The sequence below is a fragment of the Sphingomonas sp. JUb134 genome, from assembly GCF_004341505.2.
In the GTDB taxonomy this organism is placed as follows: Bacteria; Pseudomonadota; Alphaproteobacteria; order Sphingomonadales; family Sphingomonadaceae; genus Sphingomonas.
In genome coordinates this window covers 1,483,191-1,501,061 of sequence record NZ_SLYP02000001.1, presented here as the reverse complement: position 1 = coordinate 1,501,061, position 17,871 = coordinate 1,483,191, and the positions used below count along the sequence as shown (strand labels likewise).

At 70.7% G+C, this 17,871-nt stretch carries 16 protein-coding genes; 1 reads left to right on the top strand and 15 read right to left on the bottom strand.

The annotated features are described in order from the left end of the window. Positions 1 to 7 precede the first annotated feature (7 nt). The 15 genes from murB to EDF69_RS07025 form a co-directional block, all read right to left on the bottom strand. A complete protein-coding gene (murB, locus tag EDF69_RS07095; protein ID WP_132883231.1) occupies positions 8 to 922 on the bottom strand; it encodes a UDP-N-acetylmuramate dehydrogenase in 915 nt (304 codons plus the stop codon). Next, on the bottom strand, positions 919 to 1,116 hold the full coding sequence (locus tag EDF69_RS07090; protein WP_132883230.1) for a hypothetical protein: 198 nt from the start codon (positions 1,114 to 1,116) through the stop codon (positions 919 to 921). Before EDF69_RS07090 ends, murB begins: the two co-directional genes overlap by 4 nt. After that, positions 1,113 to 2,540, bottom strand: coding sequence for a UDP-N-acetylmuramate--L-alanine ligase (murC, locus tag EDF69_RS07085; RefSeq protein ID WP_132883229.1), 1,428 nt, complete (start codon positions 2,538 to 2,540; stop codon positions 1,113 to 1,115). The genes EDF69_RS07090 and murC overlap by 4 nt, the downstream gene beginning before the upstream one ends. Beyond that, positions 2,537 to 3,688 carry an undecaprenyldiphospho-muramoylpentapeptide beta-N-acetylglucosaminyltransferase gene (murG, locus tag EDF69_RS07080; RefSeq protein WP_132883228.1) on the bottom strand — a complete coding sequence of 384 codons (1,152 nt, stop codon included), beginning with the start codon at positions 3,686 to 3,688 and terminating at the stop codon, positions 2,537 to 2,539. The genes murC and murG overlap by 4 nt, the downstream gene beginning before the upstream one ends. Next, positions 3,688 to 4,917, bottom strand: coding sequence for an FtsW/RodA/SpoVE family cell cycle protein (locus EDF69_RS07075; RefSeq protein ID WP_132883227.1), 1,230 nt, complete (start codon positions 4,915 to 4,917; stop codon positions 3,688 to 3,690). Before EDF69_RS07075 ends, murG begins: the two co-directional genes overlap by 1 nt. Then, complete coding sequence (gene murD, locus EDF69_RS07070) at positions 4,914 to 6,203, bottom strand: UDP-N-acetylmuramoyl-L-alanine--D-glutamate ligase (RefSeq protein ID WP_132883226.1); 1,290 nt, start codon at positions 6,201 to 6,203, stop codon at positions 4,914 to 4,916. Before murD ends, EDF69_RS07075 begins: the two co-directional genes overlap by 4 nt. Further along, positions 6,200 to 7,270, bottom strand: coding sequence for a phospho-N-acetylmuramoyl-pentapeptide-transferase (gene mraY / locus EDF69_RS07065; RefSeq protein WP_125961454.1), 1,071 nt, complete (start codon positions 7,268 to 7,270; stop codon positions 6,200 to 6,202). Before mraY ends, murD begins: the two co-directional genes overlap by 4 nt. Next, complete coding sequence (locus EDF69_RS07060; RefSeq protein ID WP_132883225.1) at positions 7,270 to 8,640, bottom strand: UDP-N-acetylmuramoyl-tripeptide--D-alanyl-D-alanine ligase; 1,371 nt, start codon at positions 8,638 to 8,640, stop codon at positions 7,270 to 7,272. Before EDF69_RS07060 ends, mraY begins: the two co-directional genes overlap by 1 nt. Beyond that, positions 8,637 to 10,058, bottom strand: a complete 1,422-nt coding sequence (locus EDF69_RS07055; protein WP_132883224.1) for a UDP-N-acetylmuramoyl-L-alanyl-D-glutamate--2,6-diaminopimelate ligase — start codon at positions 10,056 to 10,058, stop codon at positions 8,637 to 8,639. The genes EDF69_RS07060 and EDF69_RS07055 overlap by 4 nt, the downstream gene beginning before the upstream one ends. Further along, a complete protein-coding gene (locus tag EDF69_RS07050) occupies positions 10,055 to 11,740 on the bottom strand; it encodes a peptidoglycan D,D-transpeptidase FtsI family protein (RefSeq protein WP_239555759.1) in 1,686 nt (561 codons plus the stop codon). Before EDF69_RS07050 ends, EDF69_RS07055 begins: the two co-directional genes overlap by 4 nt. A 20-nt stretch (positions 11,741 to 11,760) precedes the next feature. Beyond that, on the bottom strand, positions 11,761 to 12,498 hold the full coding sequence (locus EDF69_RS07045) for a hypothetical protein (protein ID WP_204991330.1): 738 nt from the start codon (positions 12,496 to 12,498) through the stop codon (positions 11,761 to 11,763). Continuing rightward, positions 12,498 to 13,445, bottom strand: a complete 948-nt coding sequence (rsmH, locus tag EDF69_RS07040; RefSeq protein ID WP_132883221.1) for a 16S rRNA (cytosine(1402)-N(4))-methyltransferase RsmH — start codon at positions 13,443 to 13,445, stop codon at positions 12,498 to 12,500. Before rsmH ends, EDF69_RS07045 begins: the two co-directional genes overlap by 1 nt. Then, complete coding sequence (locus tag EDF69_RS07035) at positions 13,442 to 13,924, bottom strand: division/cell wall cluster transcriptional repressor MraZ (protein ID WP_132883220.1); 483 nt, start codon at positions 13,922 to 13,924, stop codon at positions 13,442 to 13,444. The genes rsmH and EDF69_RS07035 overlap by 4 nt, the downstream gene beginning before the upstream one ends. Before the next feature lie 359 nt (positions 13,925 to 14,283). Then, positions 14,284 to 14,601 (bottom strand): hypothetical protein, encoded by a 318-nt coding sequence (locus EDF69_RS07030; RefSeq protein ID WP_239434590.1) that lies wholly within the window; start codon positions 14,599 to 14,601, stop codon positions 14,284 to 14,286. Between the two features lie 47 nt (positions 14,602 to 14,648). After that, positions 14,649 to 15,641 carry a cysteine synthase A gene (locus EDF69_RS07025; RefSeq protein WP_132883219.1) on the bottom strand — a complete coding sequence of 331 codons (993 nt, stop codon included), beginning with the start codon at positions 15,639 to 15,641 and terminating at the stop codon, positions 14,649 to 14,651. A gap of 148 nt (positions 15,642 to 15,789) precedes the next feature. Between EDF69_RS07025 and EDF69_RS07020 the strand changes: the two genes are divergently transcribed. Beyond that, on the top strand, positions 15,790 to 17,853 hold the full coding sequence (locus tag EDF69_RS07020; RefSeq protein WP_132883218.1) for a TonB-dependent receptor: 2,064 nt from the start codon (positions 15,790 to 15,792) through the stop codon (positions 17,851 to 17,853). Positions 17,854 to 17,871 lie beyond the last annotated feature (18 nt).

The window sequence follows — 17,871 nt, the reverse complement described above, 5'->3', positions numbered from 1 at the left end:
CGCGGCATCACTTGGCAAGTCCCACGCGCTGGATCTCCCATTCCAGCTCGACGCCGGAATGGGCCTTCACCCGTGCGCGCACTTCCTCGCCCAGCGCCTCGATCTCGGCGCTGCTGGCCGACCCCAGGTTGAGGAGGAAGTTGCAGTGCTTTTCGCTGACCTGCGCGTCGCCGCGGCGCAGGCCGCGGCAGCCGGCGGCGTCGATCAGCGCCCAGGCCTTGTGGCCGTCCGGGTTCTTGAAGGTCGACCCGCCGGTGCGGCTGCGCAGCGGCTGCGAGGCTTCGCGCTCGGCGGCGATGCGATCCATCTCCGCGCCGATCGCAGCCGGATCCCCGGGCGTGCCCTCGAATACCGCCTCGACCACCACGGCGCCGGCCGGCAGCTCGGAATGGCGATAGGTGTAGCCCAGCCGCGCGGCGGGCCAGGTCTCGATCGCGCCTTGGCGCGTGACCACGGTCGCCTCGACCAGAATATCGCTGGTGTCGCGGCCATAGGCGCCGGCGTTCATCCGCACCGCGCCACCGACCGTGCCGGGAATGCCGCGCAGGAACTCCAGGCCGGCAATGCCGGCGTCCCGTGCGCCGGACGCCACGGTGATCCCCATCGCCCCCGCTCCTGCCCGCACGCGGTTGCCGGGTTCGACGGACACGCGCGCCACCCCCTTGGGCAGGCGCACGACCACGCCCGGCACGCCACCGTCGCGCACGATCAGGTTGGAGCCGACGCCCACCGGAAGCACCGGCACTTGCGGGTCCAGCGTGGCGAGGAGATCCGCCAGCGCCTCGACCGTGTCGGGGCGCACCAGCCACTCTGCCGGCCCGCCGGTGCGAAACCAGATGAAGTCGGCGAGCGAGCCCTGCGGCTCGACCTTGCCGGCGACCGGGGGCAGCGCGCCCGTGTCAAGGCGGAGGGCGGTGCTCATTTGCTCCAGCCCCACAGCTTCGCCCAGGCGAGCCATGCCTTCCACTGCGCCTCTGCCGCGCGACGGCCGGCGTCCTGGAAATCAGCGGCCTGGCTACCGGCCTGGAGCATGCGGCGGACGGCATCGACCTGCGCCTCATGGGCCCGGAAGAGCTCGCGCTGCGCCTCGGTCGCGGTCTTGAACCAGTCGCTCATGCCACCTGCTCCACGCGCGCCGCCTGGACGATCGCATCCGCGAGGCCGGCGGCGGTCTTGGTGATGTCGCCGGCACCCAGGCAGACGATCAGGTCGCCCTCGCGCGCGTCGGCGGCGAGCAGCTGTGCGAGCGCCGCGGCATCCGCGACCGAGCGTGCGGAGCGGTGGCCGCGCCGGCAGATGCGCTCGGCCAGCGCCTCCCCGCTCACGGCCTCGACCGGTGCCTCACCCGCCGCATAGACGGGGAGCGCATAGACCGCATCGGCGTCGTTGAACGCCTGCGCGAACTCATCCATCAGCGCGCCGAGCCGCGAATAGCGGTGCGGCTGGACGACCGCGATCACGCGCCCGGCAGAGGCCTCGCGCGCGGCGGAGAGCACGGCGCGGATCTCCACCGGGTGGTGCGCATAGTCGTCGATCACCGTCATCGCCGGCTGGGCGACCGTCCCGACCTTGGTGAAGCGGCGCTTTACCCCGCCGAAGGCACCGAAGCCGCTGGCGATAGTGGCATCGTCGATGCCCATCTCGATCGCGACGGCAATGGCGGCGAGCGCGTTCTGGACGTTGTGGCGGCCGGCCATCGGCAGGACGATGCCGGCGATGGTGCGCTGGCTGCCGTCGCGTTCCCGCACCACCGCATCGAAGCGGTTGCAGCCGTCCTTCGACACGATGTTGGTGCCGCGCACGTCGGCTTGCGCGGCAAAACCATAGGTGACGATGCGGCGATCACGCACGCGCGGGATGATCGCCTGCACCTCCGGATGGTCGAGGCACAGGATCGCCGCGCCATAGAAAGGCACGTTCTCGACGAACTCGACGTACGCGTCCTTGGCGCGATCGAACGAGCCATAATGGTCGAGATGCTCGGGATCGATGTTGGTAACGACCGCGATCGTGCCATCGAGGCGCAGGAAGCTGCCGTCGCTCTCGTCGGCCTCCACCACCATCCAGTCGCTGGCACCCAGTCGCGCGTTGGAGCCATAGGCGTTGATGATGCCGCCGTTGATGACGGTGGGATCGACCCCGCCGGCGTCGAGCAGGGCTGCGATCAGCGAAGTCGTGGTGGTCTTACCGTGGGTGCCGGCGACCGCGACCGTGGACTTCAGGCGCATCAGCTCGGCGAGCATTTCCGCGCGGCGGACGACCGGCACACGGCGCGCAAGGGCAGCCTCGACCTCCGGGTTGCCGCGCTGGATGGCGGTCGAGGTCACCACCACGGCCGCGTCGCCCAGGTTGGCGGCGGCATGGCCGATCGCCACCGGGATGCCGCGGTCGCGCAGGCCCTGGACGACATAGCCCTCGGCCACGTCGGAGCCCTGCACGCGGTAGCCCAGGTTCTTCATCACCTCGGCGATGCCGGACATGCCGATGCCGCCGATGCCCACGAAGTGGATCGTACCGATGTCGGTTGCGACGCCCTTCATGCCAGCGCCTCCCGCACGGCGGGCTTGGCCGATCCGCTCGGGATCTTGGCCGGAGGCGAGTCGATGCTCTCGACCAGGTCGGCGAGGTCGCGGACGGCATAGGGGCGGCCGCAGCTGCGCGCCCGAAGCGCGGCATTCTCCAGCGCCTGCGGCTCGAGGCCAAGCTTCTGGATCTGCTTGGCGAGCTCCGTCGGGGTGAAGGCGGTCTGCGGGACGGTGCGTGCGCCGCCCGCCTGCGTGATCTCGCGCGCGTTGACGGTCTGGTGATCGTCGGTGGCGCTGGGGAGCGGCACCAGGATCGCCGGACGGCCGGCGGCGGTGAGCTCGGCGATGGTCGAGGCACCGGCGCGGGCGATCACGACATGGCTCCAAGCGAGGCGCTCGGGCAGGTCGGGCAGATAGGTGGCGATCTCCGCCGGGATGCCGTGCTCGGCATATTGCGCGCGCACGCGGTCGATGTCCTCCAGCCGGGCCTGGTGCGTCACCTGCAGACGGCGGCGGAAGTGCAGCGGAAGCAGCGCGAGGCCGTCGGGCACGACCTGGCTGAGGATGCTCGCACCCTGGCTGCCGCCGGTCACCAGCACGCGGAACAGGCCGTCTTCCTCCGGCGTCGGGAACGGGCGATCGCGCAGGGCGAGCACGGACTCGCGCACGGGGTTGCCGACCAGATGGACCTTGCCGGCATAGGCGGGCTTCAGCCGCTGCACGTCTTCGTACGAGGTCGCGATGGCGTTCACGCGCCCGGCGACGAAGCGGTTGACGCGGCCGAGGACGGCGTTCTGCTCATGGATCACGGTCGGCACCTTGCGCGCAAAGGCCGCGAGCAGCGCCGGAAGCGCGGGATAGCCACCGAAGCCGACGACGGCGGACGGCTGGAAGGTGTCGTAGAGCGCCATCGCCATCGCGCGGCCGGCGAGCATCTCGCGCCCGGCGCGCAGCCAGCCCAGCGGCCCGCCCTGGAGGCGGCCGGCAGGAAGCACATGCGTCTGGACGCCGTCGAACAGCCCCGGGAAACGGACGCCGCGTTCGTCGCTGACCAGCGCGACGCGGTGGCCGCGCGCGGTCAGCTCCGTAGCAAGGGCCGCCGCGGGGACCATGTGCCCCCCCGTGCCGCCAGCTGCCAGGACATAATGTTTCGATCCGCGCATCAACCGTTCCACCGGGTACCGTAGGGAGATCGCGTCAGATACGGGTTCCGGCGCGTGAAAGCGAGCAGCAGTCCCATGCCGAGCGACAGCGCGATCATCGAAGAGCCGCCATAGCTGATGAACGGCAGGGTCATGCCCTTCGAAGGCGCGATGCCGGTGTTCACCGCCATGTTGATCAGCGCCTGCAATCCCAACTGCACGGCGAGTCCGGCGGCGGCGAGCAGACGGAAGGCGTCCTCCTCGTCCAGCAGCCGCACGAACACGCGGACCACCAAGGCCAGGAACAGGAGCGCGATCGCGGCGCAGGCGATCAGGCCGAACTCCTCGCCCACGACCGCATAGATATAGTCGGTGTGCGCTTCCGGCAGCTTGAACTTGATGCGGCCGCCGCCGGGACCCGTGCCGGTGATGCCGCCGGCCGTCAGCACCGCGTGCGCCATGTCGGTCTGGTAGCTGTCGGTGTGGACGGCGTTGGGATCGGGAAACAGGAAGCTGTCGATGCGGATGCGCGCCGTGTCGTAGAAGACATAGGCCGCGACCACGCCGCCTGCGCCCAGCGCGCCCAGCAGCGCCATGATCCGGGTGGAGATGCCCGCGATCATCAGCAGCGTCAGCCAGACGGAGCCGAAGATGATCGTCTGGCCGAAGTCCGGCTGGAGCATCAGCACGCATCCCACCAGCGCGGTGAGCGCGCCGGTGATCGGCACGACCGGCAGGTGCGGGTCCTTGGCGCGGAACGACAGGATCCAGGCGGTGGCAACGATAAACAGCGGTTTCAGGAACTCGGAGGGCTGGAACTGGCTGATCCCGACCCCGATCCAGCGCCGGGCGCCGTTGATCTCGACCCCGATCAGCGGCGTCGCCATCAGCAGCACCAGGAACACGGCGGCCCCGCCCAGCGCAAAACGCCGTGCCGCCGTCGCGGGCAACATCGAGACGCCGATCATCACCGGGAAGGACAGGACCACCCACAGCGCCTGGCGCCAGAAATAGGCCATCGCCGGGATCTTCACCGCACCGCTGGAGTAACGCACCGCGGTGGCGGGGCTGGCGGCGGCGACGGCGACCAGTCCGAGCGCGACCAGCAGCATCGCGATCAGCAGCAGCACCCGGTCGATGTCGCGGAACCACAGGCCGATCGGCGAGCGGGCGCCGCGGCCGACGTGGCGCTGGACGCGCTCTCGCAGCGGATCGGCACGGAGAGAAGCGGCGCGCGCAACATCGGTCATCGCAGGTCCTCCACCGCACGCGCAAAGGCGCGGCCACGCTCGGCATAGTCGCTGAACTGATCGAACGAGGCGCAGGCCGGCGACAAGAGCACCACCTCGCCCTGCTTCGCACGGGCGGCGGCGGCGCGGACGGCTGCGTCCAGCGTGCCTGCTTCCTCCACCGGCATGACGGGGGCCAGCACCTCGGCGAAGTGGGTCCCGGCCTCGCCGATCGTATAGGCGCGCACGACATGGCCGAAGCCGGGGCGGCAGGCGTCGAGATCGTCGCCCTTGGGCTTGCCGCCCAGGATCCAGTGGATGCGCGGGAAAGCCGCGAGCGCGGGTGCGACGGACTCGGGGTTGGTCGCCTTGCTGTCGTCGATGAAGGCGACGCCGTTCACTTCCGCCACCCGCTGCATGCGATGGGGCAGGCCGGAAAAGCTGGCGAGGCCGGCGTCGATGGCGGCATTGTCGACGCCCAGCGCCTCGCAGGCGGCGATGGCGGCGAGCGCGTTCTGGGCGTTGTGCGGGCCCTGGAGCGACGGCCAGCGCGACTGGTCCATGCAGACGCCGGGCGCGATCTTGGTCAGGTCGGCGCTGCGGCCCGCTTGTGCGACGTGACGGGCGATCAGCGCGGAGGGCGTATCCCCGATGCCGATGATTGCGGCGTGGCCAGCGGACTGCATCGCGAACAGCCGCGCCTTGGAGGCGGCATAGGCCTCGAACCCATCGTAGCGGTCGAGATGGTCGGGGGTGATGTTGAGCAGCACCGCCACGTCGCAGTCGAGCGTGGTGGTGAGGTCGATCTGGTAGCTCGACAGTTCGAGCACATAGACGCCGCCCGCCGGCAGCGGCTGCTGCTCCAGGATCGGCAGGCCGATGTTGCCGCCCATCAGGACGGGCATGCCCGCCGTTTGGAGGATGTGGTGGATCAGCGCCGTCGTGGTCGACTTGCCGTTGGTGCCGGTAATGCCGACGACGCGGTGGGGCGGCAGGTCGGCGCGGGCCTGTGCGAACAGCTCGATGTCGCCGAGGACCGGCACGCCCGCGGCGGCTGCCTTGGCGGCGATCGGATGGCTGTTGAGCGGCACGCCCGGCGACACGATCACGCCGTCGAAGCCGGCGAGGTCGATCTCCAGCGGGTCGGCAAGCGTGGCGCCACTCACGGCGTCGCGGCGTGCGGGATCGCTGTCCCAGGCGGTGACGCTCGCGCCGCCTGCAAGCAGCGCGTTGACCGTGGCGATGCCGGAGCGTGCAAGCCCCAGCACCGCATAGCGCCTGCCGGACCAGCCGCCCGCGACGATCATCGCAGCTTCAACGTCGACAGGCCGGCCAATGCCAGCACCAGCGCCACAATCCAGAAGCGGATCACCACCGTCGCCTCCGCCCAGCCAAGCTGTTCGAAATGATGGTGGATCGGCGCCATCTTGAACACCCGCTTTCCGGTGCGCTTGTAGAAGAACACCTGGATGATGACGCTGAGCGCCTCGACCACGAACAGGCCGCCGATGATGCCGAGCACGATTTCGTGGTGTGCGGTCACCGCGATCGCGCCGAGCGCGCCACCGAGCGCCAGGCTGCCGGTGTCGCCCATGAACACGGCCGCCGGGGGCGCGTTGAACCACAGGAAGGCGAGACCTGCCCCCGCAATGGCCCCACACAGGATCGCGAGGTCACCCGCCCCCGCCACATAGGGAATGCCGAGATAGCCCGCGAACTTGGCGTTACCCGCGAGATAGGCGATCACCATAAACGCGACCGAGGCGATGATGACCGGCATGGTCGCGAGGCCATCCAGACCGTCGGTCAGGTTCACGGCATTGCCGAACGCCACGATCGTGAAGGCGGCGAACACGACGTAGAACGGCCCCAGGTCGATCGCGACGTTGGAGAAGAAGGGCACATAGAGCTGGGTGCCGGTCTCGCGGATGATCAGCCAGCTGGCGATGCCGGCGATCACGAATTCCAGCAGCAGGCGGACGCGCCCGGGCACGCCCGCGGTGCTCGCCTTGCGGACCTTGTCATAGTCGTCGAGGAACCCGATCGCCGCGAAGCCGAGCGTCACGAACAGGCACGCCCAGACGAACGGGTTGCGCAGGTCCATCCACAGCAGGATCGACAGCGTCATCGAGGTCAGGATCATCAGGCCGCCCATGGTGGGCGTGCCGACCTTGGCGAGATGGGTCTGGGGCCCGTCCGTGCGGATCGGCTGCCCCTTGCCCTGGCGGACGCGCAGCCAGCCGATGAACCAGGGGCCAATGATGAGGCCGAGGAACAGCGCCGTCGCGACGGCGCCGCCGCTGCGGAAGCTCAGATAGCGGACGAGGTTGAGGACGCCCGGAAAGCCCAGCGTCTCGGCGATCAGATACAGCATCAGCCTCTTTCCGCCAGCGCCGCGACCACGGCTGCCAGCCCCACCCCATTCGAGCCCTTGACGAGAACCGCGTCGCCCGGCGCAAGCAGCGCCGAAAGGCGGTCCTGCGCGGCAGCGGCGTCGGGCACATGGACGAAATCGACCGTGCCCTCAAGGGCTTCGGCAAGGGCCTTCATGCCCGCGCCCACCAATATGGCGTGCGAAACCCCCGCTTCGCCGAGCGGACCCGCCAGCTCGGCGTGGAAGCGGTCGCTCGCCTCCCCCAGTTCGCGCATTTCGCCGAGCACCGCGAGCTTGCGGCCCGGCTCCTCGGCCAGCACCTTGAGCGTCGCGCGCATCGAGGCGGGATTGGCGTTGTAGCTCTCGTCGATCAGCAGCGCACTGCCCTCGCCGATCGCGATCTGCGTGCGCGCGCCGCGGCCGGGAAGCCCCGGCAGGTCGGCAAGCGCGAGCCCGGCCTGGGCGAGGTCGCCGCCGGCCGCCTCGACCGCGGCGAGCACGGCCATCGCGTTGGCGACCCAGTGCACGCCGGGAGGCGCCAGGGTGAAGCTCAGTTCGCGGTCGCCGAGCTTCGCGATGACGAAGGTGCCGCCGGTGCCGATCGCGACATGCTCGACCGCGCGCACGTCCGCGCCCTCGCCCAGCCCGAAGGTGACGATCCGGCCGGCATGCGGGCGCGCCGCGGCGATCAGGCGATCCCGGTGCGGGCTGTCGAAGGGGATGATGGCGGTGCCGCCGGGCTCCAGGCCCTGGAAGATCTCGCCCTTGGCGTCCGCGATGGCGGCTTCGGAGGGGAAGAAGGCGGTGTGCGCCGGGGCGATGGTGGTGACGACTGCGATGTGCGGGCGCACGATGCGGGTGAGCGCCGCCAGTTCGCCCGCGTGGTTCATGCCCATTTCGAACACGCCGAAACGGGTCGCCGCCGGCATGCGCGCGAGGCTCAGCGGCACGCCGGTGTGATTGTTGTAGCTCTTGACCGAGCGATGCGCGCTGCCGGGCGCGCCGCGATCGAGGGCTGCGAACAGCGCCTCCTTGGTGCCGGTCTTGCCGACGGAGCCGGTGACGCCGATCACCGTCGCGTCGGTGCGGGCGCGCGCGGCACGGGCGAGCGCCTCCAGCCCGGCCATGGTGTCCTCCACGCGCACGCTCGGATGCGGCGTATCGGCCGACACCAGCGCGCCGGCGGCGCCGCGAACGAAGGCGCCGTCGAGGAAGCGGTGGCCGTCGGTCGCCTCACCGCTCAGCGCGACGAACAGGTCTCCGGGAGCCACCTCCCGCGAATCGAAGGTGACGCCGCCGACCGCGAATTCGGCCGAGGCGGTGCCGCCGGTGGCAGCCGCGATCTCGGCCGAGGTCCACAAGGGTGTCATGCCGTCCCCGCACACTCCCGTGCCACCGCGACATCGTCGAACGGCAGCACCAAATCCCCGACGATCTGCCCCTGTTCGTGCCCCTTGCCGGCGAGCAGCACGATGTCTTCGGGTCCCGCTTCCGCGATGGCGGCGGCGATCGCGTCGCGGCGGCCGCCGATCTCGCGGGCATCCGGCGCGCCTTCGAGCACCTGCGCACGGATGGCGGCCGGATCTTCGCTGCGCGGATTGTCGTCGGTGACGATGACCAGGTCGGCCCCGGCCGCGGCCGCGGCACCCATCGGCTTGCGCTTGCCGGTGTCGCGGTCGCCGCCCGCGCCGAACACCACGATCAGGCGGCCGGCGGCATGGGGCTTCAGCGCAGCGATCGCCGCCTCCAGCGCGTCCGGGGTGTGCGCATAGTCGACGTACACCGGCGCGCCGCTGCGGGTGATGACGGCACGCTCCAGGCGGCCACGCACCGGCTGCAGCCGGGAAAGGCCAGCGAGCGTCGCCTTCAGGTCGCCGCCGGTCGCCAGCACCAGCCCGGCGGCGGTGAGCGCGTTGGCAGCCTGATAGGCGCCGATCAGCGGCAGGTTGACCTTGTGGGTCTCCCCTTCCGCCTCGATCGTGAGCGTCTGACCCAGCAAGGTGGGGTCGCGGCCGACGAGGCGCAGCGTCTCGCCATGCTCGCCGACCGTGAGCAGCCGGTTGCCCCGCATGCGTGCGAGGTCGATCACGCGATCGGCGTGGGGATCGTCAACCCACACCACGGCCGCGCCATCCGGGTCGAGCACTTCGGAGAAGAGGCGCAGCTTGGCGGTGAAATAGGTCGCCATGTCGCCGTGATAGTCGAGGTGGTCGCGGCTGAGGTTGGTGAAGGCGGCGGCGCGCACCGGCAGGCCTTCGGTGCGGTACTGCGACAGGCCGTGGCTCGATGCCTCGAACGCCACATGGGTCACGCCCTCGCGGGCGAGACCGGCGACGTTGGAGAGGAAGGTGACGACGTCGGGAGTCGTCAGGCCAGTCGAGACGCGATCGTCGGCGGTGGTGACTCCGAGCGTGCCGATCGAGGCGGCGTGATGCCCCTGCATGCGCCAGAGCTGACGGGTGAGCTCGACCGTCGAGGTCTTGCCGTTGGTTCCGGTCACGGCGACCGCGGTCTCGGGGAACGGCGCGAAGAACGCAGCGGCGAGGCGGGCGAAGCGCTCGCGCGGGTTGCGGTCGGCGATGTGCACCGCCCCCTCGACCACCGCTTCCGGTCGCGCGACGACGGCAATGGCGCCGGCAGCGACGGCTGCGGGGATGAAGTCCTCGCCGTTCACCGTCGCGCCCTCGAACGCGCCGAAGATCGTGCCCGGGGCCACCTTGCGATGGTCGATGGCGAAGCCGGTGACGGCCGGGCCGCCATCGGTGCCGAGGAGAGTTCCCAACTTCATTCCGGTCCCGCGCTCTTTTCCTGGCCAGCGGGATGCCACAGCAGCCCGCGCAATTCGCTCGTGTCGACGTCGGCCCGCGCATCCGGGATCACGCCCAGCAGCGGCCCCGTGCGGCTGATCACCCGCGACGCCACCGGCGCTGCCGTCCAGGCGGCGCTGGTGAAGCCGTAGGTTTCCTTGGTTCCCTTGGGCGAGTCGAGCATCGCGATCACCACATAGCGCGGGTGGTCCATCGGGAAAGCCGCCGCAAAGGTCGAGACGTTGACCTTCTTGGAATAGCCGCCGCCCGACACGCGCTCGGCGGTGCCGGTCTTGGCGCCGACGCGGAAGCCGGGAGCCTCGCCGCGGCGGCCGGTGCCTTCCTGTACCACCAGGCGCAGCAGCTGGCGCATGCGGTCGCTGGTCGCCTGGCTGAACACGCGTCGTCCCTTCGGAACCGTGCCGGGCGCGCGCTTCAACAGGGTCGCGGGGCGCCAGATGCCGCCGTTGACCATGGTCGCATAGGCGGTCGCGAGGTGGAGCGGCGTCACCGCGATGCCATGGCCATAGGCGGAGGTCATGGTGGTGGTGCGCGCCCAGAAAGTCGGCCAGATCGGGCGCGCCTTCTCGATCTCGATGCTGGGCGGCGTGTCGAAGCCCAGGCTGCGGAAGAGCGTGCGCATCCGCGCCTCGCCCATCTCGTCGGCGATGCGGGCGGTTGCGATGTTCGACGAGTGGACCAGCGTCTCCGGGATATTGAGCCAGCGGCGTTCGGGATGGTCGTCGTGGATGCGGAAGCGACCGATCGGCAGCGGCTGGGTCGCGTCGTAGCGCTTGCTCATCGAGCTTGCGACGCCGGTCTCGATCGCGGCGGCGACCGTGAGCGGCTTGAAGGTCGAGCCGAGCTCGTAGACGCCCTGGGTCGGGATGTTGAGCTCGGACCCGCCGCTCGTCACCTTGTTCGGGTTGAAGGTGGGAAGCGAGGTCATCGCCATCACCTCCCCCGAGTCCACGTCGAGGATGACGCCGGCGGCACCCACCGCCTGGAAGCGCGCCATCGCCTGGCTGAGTTCGCTCTCCAGCGCCGCCTGGACCCGCACGTCGAGCGACAGCGCGACCGGCTGGCCGCGCTCTGCCGGGTCGGTCAGCCGGGTGTCGAGGTAGCGCTCCATGCCGCGCATGCCGCGGCCGTCCATGTCGAGATAGCCGAGCGCATGGGCGGCGAGCGTCGACTGCGGATACAGCCGCTCCGGCTCGCGCGCGAAGACGATGCCGGGCTCGCCCAGCGCGTTCACCTGCCCCACCAGTTCAGGCAGCGCACGGCGGCGGAGATAACGGAAGGTCGTGTCGCTCTGCAGGATGCGGCGGTAATAGCCGGCGTCATGCTCGGGGAGGACGGCCGCGAGTTGCTCGGCGAGCAGCGCCTTGTCGCCGATCACCTTGTTCGGCCGCACCGCGATGGACCAGGCGTCGATGGTGCGGGCAAGCGGCGCGCCGTTGCGGTCGACGAGGTCCGCGCGCAGCGGCACCAGCGCCGCCGCCGCATCGCGCGAGGAGGCGGGTGAGGTCGAAATGGCGAGCGTCGCCAGCCGGAGCAGCACCATCGCCACGCCCGCCGCGAACAGCAGCAGCACGATCATCAGCCGCACATGCGCAATGGCGACCAGCGAATGCCGGCCGCCATCGCCCTGGCGCTGAGTCATCGGGGGCGCGACGACGACGATCACCGGTTCTTCACCGCCTCCTGCCGGGCGCCGCGGGCGAGATCACGCAAGGTGCGGTCGCTGAGCAGCGTCTGATCGAGCATCGCCACGGCCTGTGCCTTGCGCTCGGCCGGGCGGCTGGGGGCAGCAGTCACCAGGCCGGCGGTACGGACCGGGGCGGCGGCAGGCTTGCGCACAGCGGGCGCGGCGCTTGCGACGGCGACCGGTGCGGCGGCAGCCTTGCGCGGCGCCGGCTGCGTCCGCGCGACGGTGACCGGTGCTGCTGCGGCGGCGGGCTTGGCCGACACGACACTGGCGGTGGCGACCGGTGCGCGGGTGGTCACCGCTTCGGCTGCGACCTTGGCTGCGGCGGCGTCCGCCTCCGCCTGCGCCATGGTCGCGGCGGTCAGCACCACCCCGGCGCTCGGCACCACATAGGAGGCGAACTGGACATCGTCGCCGGGCGTGCGGCCGGGCAGCTGGGCCAGCATCGCCTCGCCACCCACGAACTGTTCGGCACGCGGAGCGGCCAGCGAGAGGACGTCGCCGTTCCAGCGCTCCAGCTGGGCGAGGTTGGCGCGGGTGTCGAACTCGGTCTCCAGCACGCGGATGTCGTTGCGCGCCTTCACGATCGCGCGCTCGACCGATTCGACACGGCTGCGCTCGGCGGCCACCTGCGAGGTGACGAGGTAGAAGGCGGGCGCGACCACCGCCACGCACAGGCACCAGCCGAGTGTCTTGAACCCGAACGCTGCCATTACTTCACTCCTGCCTCTGTCCATGCCGCGGCGGCCGTACGCCGGGCGGTTCGCAATGTTGCCGATCGTGCGCGCGGGTTGCGCGCGAGCTCCGCCTCGCCGGCGCGGACCGGCTTGGCGGGAGATCCGAAGCTGGGCGCGCGGCCTGCCGCCTGGGCGGGCATGTGCCGTGATCCCGAAGGCGTGCTGCCGCTGCGCTCCCGCAGGAAGCGCTTGACGATGCGATCCTCCAGGCTGTGGAAGGTGACTACCGCCAGCCGCCCGCCCGGCTTCAGCACGCGCTCGGCCGCTTCCAGCCCGCGCTCGAGCTCGTCGAGCTCGGCGTTCAGGTGGATGCGCAGCGCCTGGAAGGTGCGGGTCGCCGGATCCTTCTTCTCGTGCGGCTTGTGGCCGAGCGCGCGGCGGACGATCGATGCCAGCTCGGCCGTGCGGGTGATCGGACGCGCCTCGACGATCGCGCGCGCCACCCGGCGGGAGCGCGGCTCCTCGCCATAGTGATAGAGCACGTCGGCGATCTCCGCCTCGTCGGCGGTGTTGACGAAGTCGGCAGCAGTGGGCCCCGACTGGCTCATCCGCATGTCGAGCGGCCCGTCCGCCTGGAAGGAGAAGCCGCGCTCCGCCTGGTCGAGCTGCATGGAGGACACGCCGATGTCCATCGTCACGCCGTCGACGGGCACCACACCCAGATCCGCCAGCGCCGAGGCCATGGAGGAGAAGGGCGCCTCGACCAGCGTCAGCCGCTCGCCCGCCTCGGCAAGCGTCGGCGCGGCATTCGCCACCGCATCGGGATCGCGATCGAACGCGATCACCCGCGCGCGCCGGCCGAGCATCGCACGCGTATAGCCGCCGGCACCGAAGGTGGCGTCGACATGCACTTCGCCGGCCTCGATCGCGAGGCCCTCGAGCACCTCGTCCAGCAGCACGGGGATGTGAGGCGCGTCGCTCATCGCAGCCCCTTCTCTTCCATGCAGAACTCGACGAGCTCGCGCGTCTCCTCGGCGATGCTCTCGTCGGCGAGCAGCGCTTCGGGGTTCCAGATGTTGAAGGTGTTGCCGCGGCCGTGGAAGAAGGCCCACTTCTCGATCTTGGCACGGCGGCGGAAGAAGGTCGGCAGCACGAAGCGGCCGGCGCTATCGAACGGCGCCGATTCCAGGTTGCCGAACGCGTTGCCCGCCACGTTGTAGTCCACCGCCTCCCCGCTGTCCTCGACCGCCAGTTCGCGCGGATCGATGCGCGCGTGCAGGATGCGGGGCCAGTTGACGTCGAACCCGACCAAGCAGCCGTGCTGGGAGTCGCGCGCGATCAGCAGGTCGCGAGCGTCCGCGTTGCGCTCCAGTGCGGCGCGCAGCTTTGCGGGAACAGCGACTCGCCCTTTGGCGTCAACTGCTTGCAGCCCGTAGCTCAGATAGAGTTCTCGGTCTGACACGCTGCCCCAATCGGTCGCGCAGCGTCGCCTTCCCCGCTGTCCTCACGATGCTGGCGCCGGCCAGTCGCGCTTCGGCTTCGCGGCGGAGGTGCTGCCCCCTCGTTGACACATTCGTATCAAATCCATCTTTGGCCCACAATGGGCTAACCTGGGTGAGAGTGGGATTTACCGCCACTTTTTCCCGCTTGGTCCGAGATTCACTGGCACGCGCAAGAACCCGGCTCCCGTGGAGGAGGCGGGAGCGGGCGAATGGCAGTGGGAGAGAATGGGAAACGCCGCCCGATCGCGGGCACAGGCGCGGGAACGCGAACGCCGGATGGCGATGCGCGAGCTCGTCCGTCAGCGGGTGGAAACCGCCCCTATTGGGGAATCGAAGCCGGCGGCTCCATCGGCGCGAGCTTGGCAGGGGGCGCGATGCTGTTGGTGGCGGCGGGCGCGATGCCGAGCTCGGCGAGCGGCTCGCGACCGGCGTCGGCGGTGCTCACGCCCTTGTCGGTGCCGGTCATGTTGGCGACCGTCTCCACGTTCGGCGCGCCGACCGCCACCACCGGCGCATCGTTGCGCGCGGAACTGACCAGCGCACTCGCCAGCAGGATGAGGATGAGCACGACGGCGAGGCCGGTCATCCCGACCCGCACACGCTGCATCGCGCTCAGCTGTTCATTGGCATTCGGCATGCGTGAAGGAGAACTAGTCGAATCGTCCGGCACTGTCGACCGTGGCGTCAGGCTGCCGCCGCTTCGCGTCGCGGTGCGAGGCCCTTCGCCGCCAGCCATTCGGGGTTGTAGAGGGTGGAGAGATAGCGAAAGCCCGTGTCGCACAGGATGGTCGCGACCCGGCTGCCGGCCCCGAGCTGCCGCGCCAAGCGTACGGCCCCGGCGACGTTGATGCCCGACGACAGGCCGACGCAGATCCCCTCCTCGTCCAGGAGGCGGCGGACCCATTCATAGCCCTCGGCATCGGAGATGCGGAACTGGGTGTCGATCGGCGCCCCCTCCAGGTTGGCGGTGATGCGCCCCTGGCCGATCCCTTCCGCGACCGAGGTCCCTTCGGACTTCAGCTCGCCGCAGGCATAATATTCGTAGAGCGCGGCGCCGTGCGGATCGCTGAGCGCGATAGTGACGTTCGGATCGCGCTCCTTGAGCGCCAAGCCGACGCCCGCGAGCGTTCCGCCCGTCCCAGCCGCGCAGGTGAAGCCGTCGATGCGGCCGTCCATCTGGTCCCAGATCTCGGGCGCGGTGCCGGTGATGTGCGCGCGACGGTTGGCGATGTTGTCGAACTGGTTGGCCCAGATCGCGTTCGGCGTCTCCTCAGCGATGCGGCGCGAGGTGTGCACGAAATGACCGGGGTTCGAATAGGGCGCCGCCGGCACCAGCACGAGCTCGGCCCCCAGCGCGCGCAGCGTGTCCATCTTCTCCCGGCTCTGCGTCTCCGGCATGACGATGATAGTGCGATAGCCCTTGGCGTTGGCGACCAGCGCCAGGCCGATGCCGGTGTTGCCGGCCGTCCCCTCGACGATGGTGCCGCCGGGCGCGATCAGGCCGCGTGCCTCGGCATCCTCGATGATCGAAAGCGCCGCGCGATCCTTCACCGAGGCGCCGGGGTTAGTGAACTCGCACTTGCCGTAGATTTCCGCGCCCGCAGCCTCGCTTGGACCTTTCAACAGGACGAGCGGAGTGTTGCCGATCAGGGCGAGCGAGTTGGGAGCGGTGTGCATGACGGCTACATGGGTGCAAGCCGCCGCGGGCACAAGCAAGCGATGCTACGGGCGGGCCAACCCGCATTCGCTGGATGCCCGCGCTTTTCGGTTCAGCTTGGCGCGCGAAGGCAATAGGGCGCGGGCCGGACACAAGGGGATTTCCACCATGAAGCTGTCGCACTCCATCGCCGCGCTCGCGGTGTGCGCTCCTGCCGCCGCCGCGGCGCAGGAGGCAACGCCGCCCGCGAACGAAGTGGTGGTCACCGGTCGCGGGCTGGAGACACCCGCCGAAGCGACGGTGGCAGTGGTCGAGATCGACCGCGAGCGCATCCTGTCGGAGGCGAGCCATCGGCTCGAAACCCTGCTCGCCGATGCGGCCGGCCTGCAGCAGTTCCGCCGCGCCGACTCGCGATCGGCGCATCCGACCGCGCAGGGGCTGTCGCTGCGCGGCGTCGGCGGCAATGCGTCGAGCCGCGCGCTGCTGATCCTGGACGGCGTGCCGCAGGCGGACCCGTTCGGCGGCTGGGTCGCCTTCCCCGCCTATGCGACCGAGCGGCTGGGCCGCATCCGCGTGACCCGCGGCGGCGGCAGCGGCTTCTGGGGTTCCGGCGCGCTCGCCGGCACGGTCGAGCTGGAGAGCGCGACGCCGGACCAGCTGTCGCCGCTCACCGGCAGCATCGCCTATGGCAGCCGCGACTCGGTGGAGGCCAACGGATCGGCAACGCTGGTGCGCGGCAGCGGCTTTGCGACCGTGTCGGGCGCCTATGCCCGGGGCGACGGCTTCGTGCCGACCGTGGCGGAAGACCGCGGCCCCGCCGATCGCGCAGCCCCCTATGAGCAGGCGTCGGGCGCGATCCGAGCGGGCATCGCGCTCGCGCCGGAGACGGAAGTGCAGGTCAACGTCAGCGCCTTCACCGACCGGCGCGAGCGCGGCACTGCCTTCACCGACAACAGCAGCGAGGGCGCGGACGCGAGCGTGCGGCTGGTCGGGCGCGGCCGCTGGGGCTGGTCGGCGCTCGGCTACGTCCAGACGCGGGCGTTTGCGAGCAGCTTTGCGAGCATCGACGCGACCCGCACCACCGCCACCCAGTCGCTGGACCAGTATAACGTGCCGGCCACCGGCATCGGCGCGCGCTTCGAAGTCGCGCCGCCGGTCGGCAAGGGCGTTTCGCTGCGGCTGGGTGGCGACGTGCGGGCGCTCGAGGGGCGCACGCAGGAACGCTACACCTTCGTCGCTGGCAGCCCGACCCGGCGCCGGGAGACCGGCGGACGGACGCAGACGCTGGGCCTGTTTGCGGACGGATCGGCGCAGCTGGGCGACCTGACCCTGTCGCTGGGCGGCCGCGTCGACTGGTGGCGGATCGAGGACGGGCATCTCGACGAGCGCGCGCTCACCGGGGGCGCGGCGCTGACCGACACGCGCTTTGCCGATCGCGACGGCAGCGAAGCGACTGGGCGTGCGGGGATCGCGTGGCAGGCGAGCGATGCGATCGCCTTGCGCGCGGCGGCCTATCGCGGGTGGCGGCTGCCGACGCTCAACGAACTCTACCGGCCGTTCCGGGTGGGGCCGGACGCCACCGCGGCCAATCCCGACCTGGCGCCGGAGCAGCTGACCGGGGCCGAGGGTGGCGTCACCCTCACCCCGCTGCCGGGCATGCAGCTGTCGGGCACCTTCTTCTGGAACCGGCTGGAGGATGCGATCGCCAATGTGACGGAGGGCCGCGGGCCGGGCAATTTCCCGGGCGTGGGCTTCGTGTCGGCGGCGGGCGTCTATCGGGTGCGGCGCAACCTCGACGCGATCGAGTCGAAGGGGTTCGAGCTGGATGCGAGCTACCGGCCGGGGCCGGTCGGCGCGCGCGTGTCCTGGTCGCACACCGATCCGCTGGTGGAGGCGTCGGGCAGCGCCGCGGCGCTCGACGGGCTGCGGCCGGCGCAGACGCCGCGCGACCTGGTGTCGGCGACCGTCGACTGGCGGCAGGGCGGCTGGGGCGCCGCACTGACGCTGCGCCACGCCGCCCGCCAGTTCGAGGACGATGCCAATGAGGAGGCGCTGGCGCCTGCGACCACGGTCGACGCCTTCTTCGCGGCACCCATTCGCGCCGGCTTCTCGGTGGAGCTGCGGGGCGAGAACCTGCTCAACGAGCGGGTGGAAACCGGGATCAGCGGCGCCGACGTGATCGAGCGGGCGTCGCCGCGGACGCTGTGGGTGGGGCTGCGCTACCGGGGGTAAGCGGCACGCCGGGGCAGG

What these genes read in the sequence shown, in the direction of transcription:
- murC (WP_132883229.1), bottom strand. Translation starts at nt 2,540, where the DNA reads ATGAAGGGCGTCGCAACCGACATCGGTACGATCCACTTCGTGGGCATC.
- EDF69_RS07055 (WP_132883224.1), bottom strand. Translation starts at nt 10,058, where the DNA reads ATGAAGTTGGGAACTCTCCTCGGCACCGATGGCGGCCCGGCCGTCACC.
- EDF69_RS07030 (WP_239434590.1), bottom strand. Translation starts at nt 14,601, where the DNA reads ATGCCGAATGCCAATGAACAGCTGAGCGCGATGCAGCGTGTGCGGGTC.
- murD (WP_132883226.1), bottom strand. Translation starts at nt 6,203, where the DNA reads ATGATCGTCGCGGGCGGCTGGTCCGGCAGGCGCTATGCGGTGCTGGGG.
- murG (WP_132883228.1), bottom strand. Translation starts at nt 3,688, where the DNA reads ATGCGCGGATCGAAACATTATGTCCTGGCAGCTGGCGGCACGGGGGGG.
- EDF69_RS07045 (WP_204991330.1), bottom strand. Translation starts at nt 12,498, where the DNA reads ATGGCAGCGTTCGGGTTCAAGACACTCGGCTGGTGCCTGTGCGTGGCG.
- EDF69_RS07025 (WP_132883219.1), bottom strand. Translation starts at nt 15,641, where the DNA reads ATGCACACCGCTCCCAACTCGCTCGCCCTGATCGGCAACACTCCGCTC.
- EDF69_RS07020 (WP_132883218.1), top strand. Translation starts at nt 15,790, where the DNA reads ATGAAGCTGTCGCACTCCATCGCCGCGCTCGCGGTGTGCGCTCCTGCC.
- mraY (WP_125961454.1), bottom strand. Translation starts at nt 7,270, where the DNA reads ATGCTGTATCTGATCGCCGAGACGCTGGGCTTTCCGGGCGTCCTCAAC.
- murB (WP_132883231.1), bottom strand. Translation starts at nt 922, where the DNA reads ATGAGCACCGCCCTCCGCCTTGACACGGGCGCGCTGCCCCCGGTCGCC.
- rsmH (WP_132883221.1), bottom strand. Translation starts at nt 13,445, where the DNA reads ATGAGCGACGCGCCTCACATCCCCGTGCTGCTGGACGAGGTGCTCGAG.
- EDF69_RS07050 (WP_239555759.1), bottom strand. Translation starts at nt 11,740, where the DNA reads ATGACTCAGCGCCAGGGCGATGGCGGCCGGCATTCGCTGGTCGCCATT.
- EDF69_RS07090 (WP_132883230.1), bottom strand. Translation starts at nt 1,116, where the DNA reads ATGAGCGACTGGTTCAAGACCGCGACCGAGGCGCAGCGCGAGCTCTTC.
- EDF69_RS07060 (WP_132883225.1), bottom strand. Translation starts at nt 8,640, where the DNA reads ATGACACCCTTGTGGACCTCGGCCGAGATCGCGGCTGCCACCGGCGGC.
- EDF69_RS07075 (WP_132883227.1), bottom strand. Translation starts at nt 4,917, where the DNA reads ATGACCGATGTTGCGCGCGCCGCTTCTCTCCGTGCCGATCCGCTGCGA.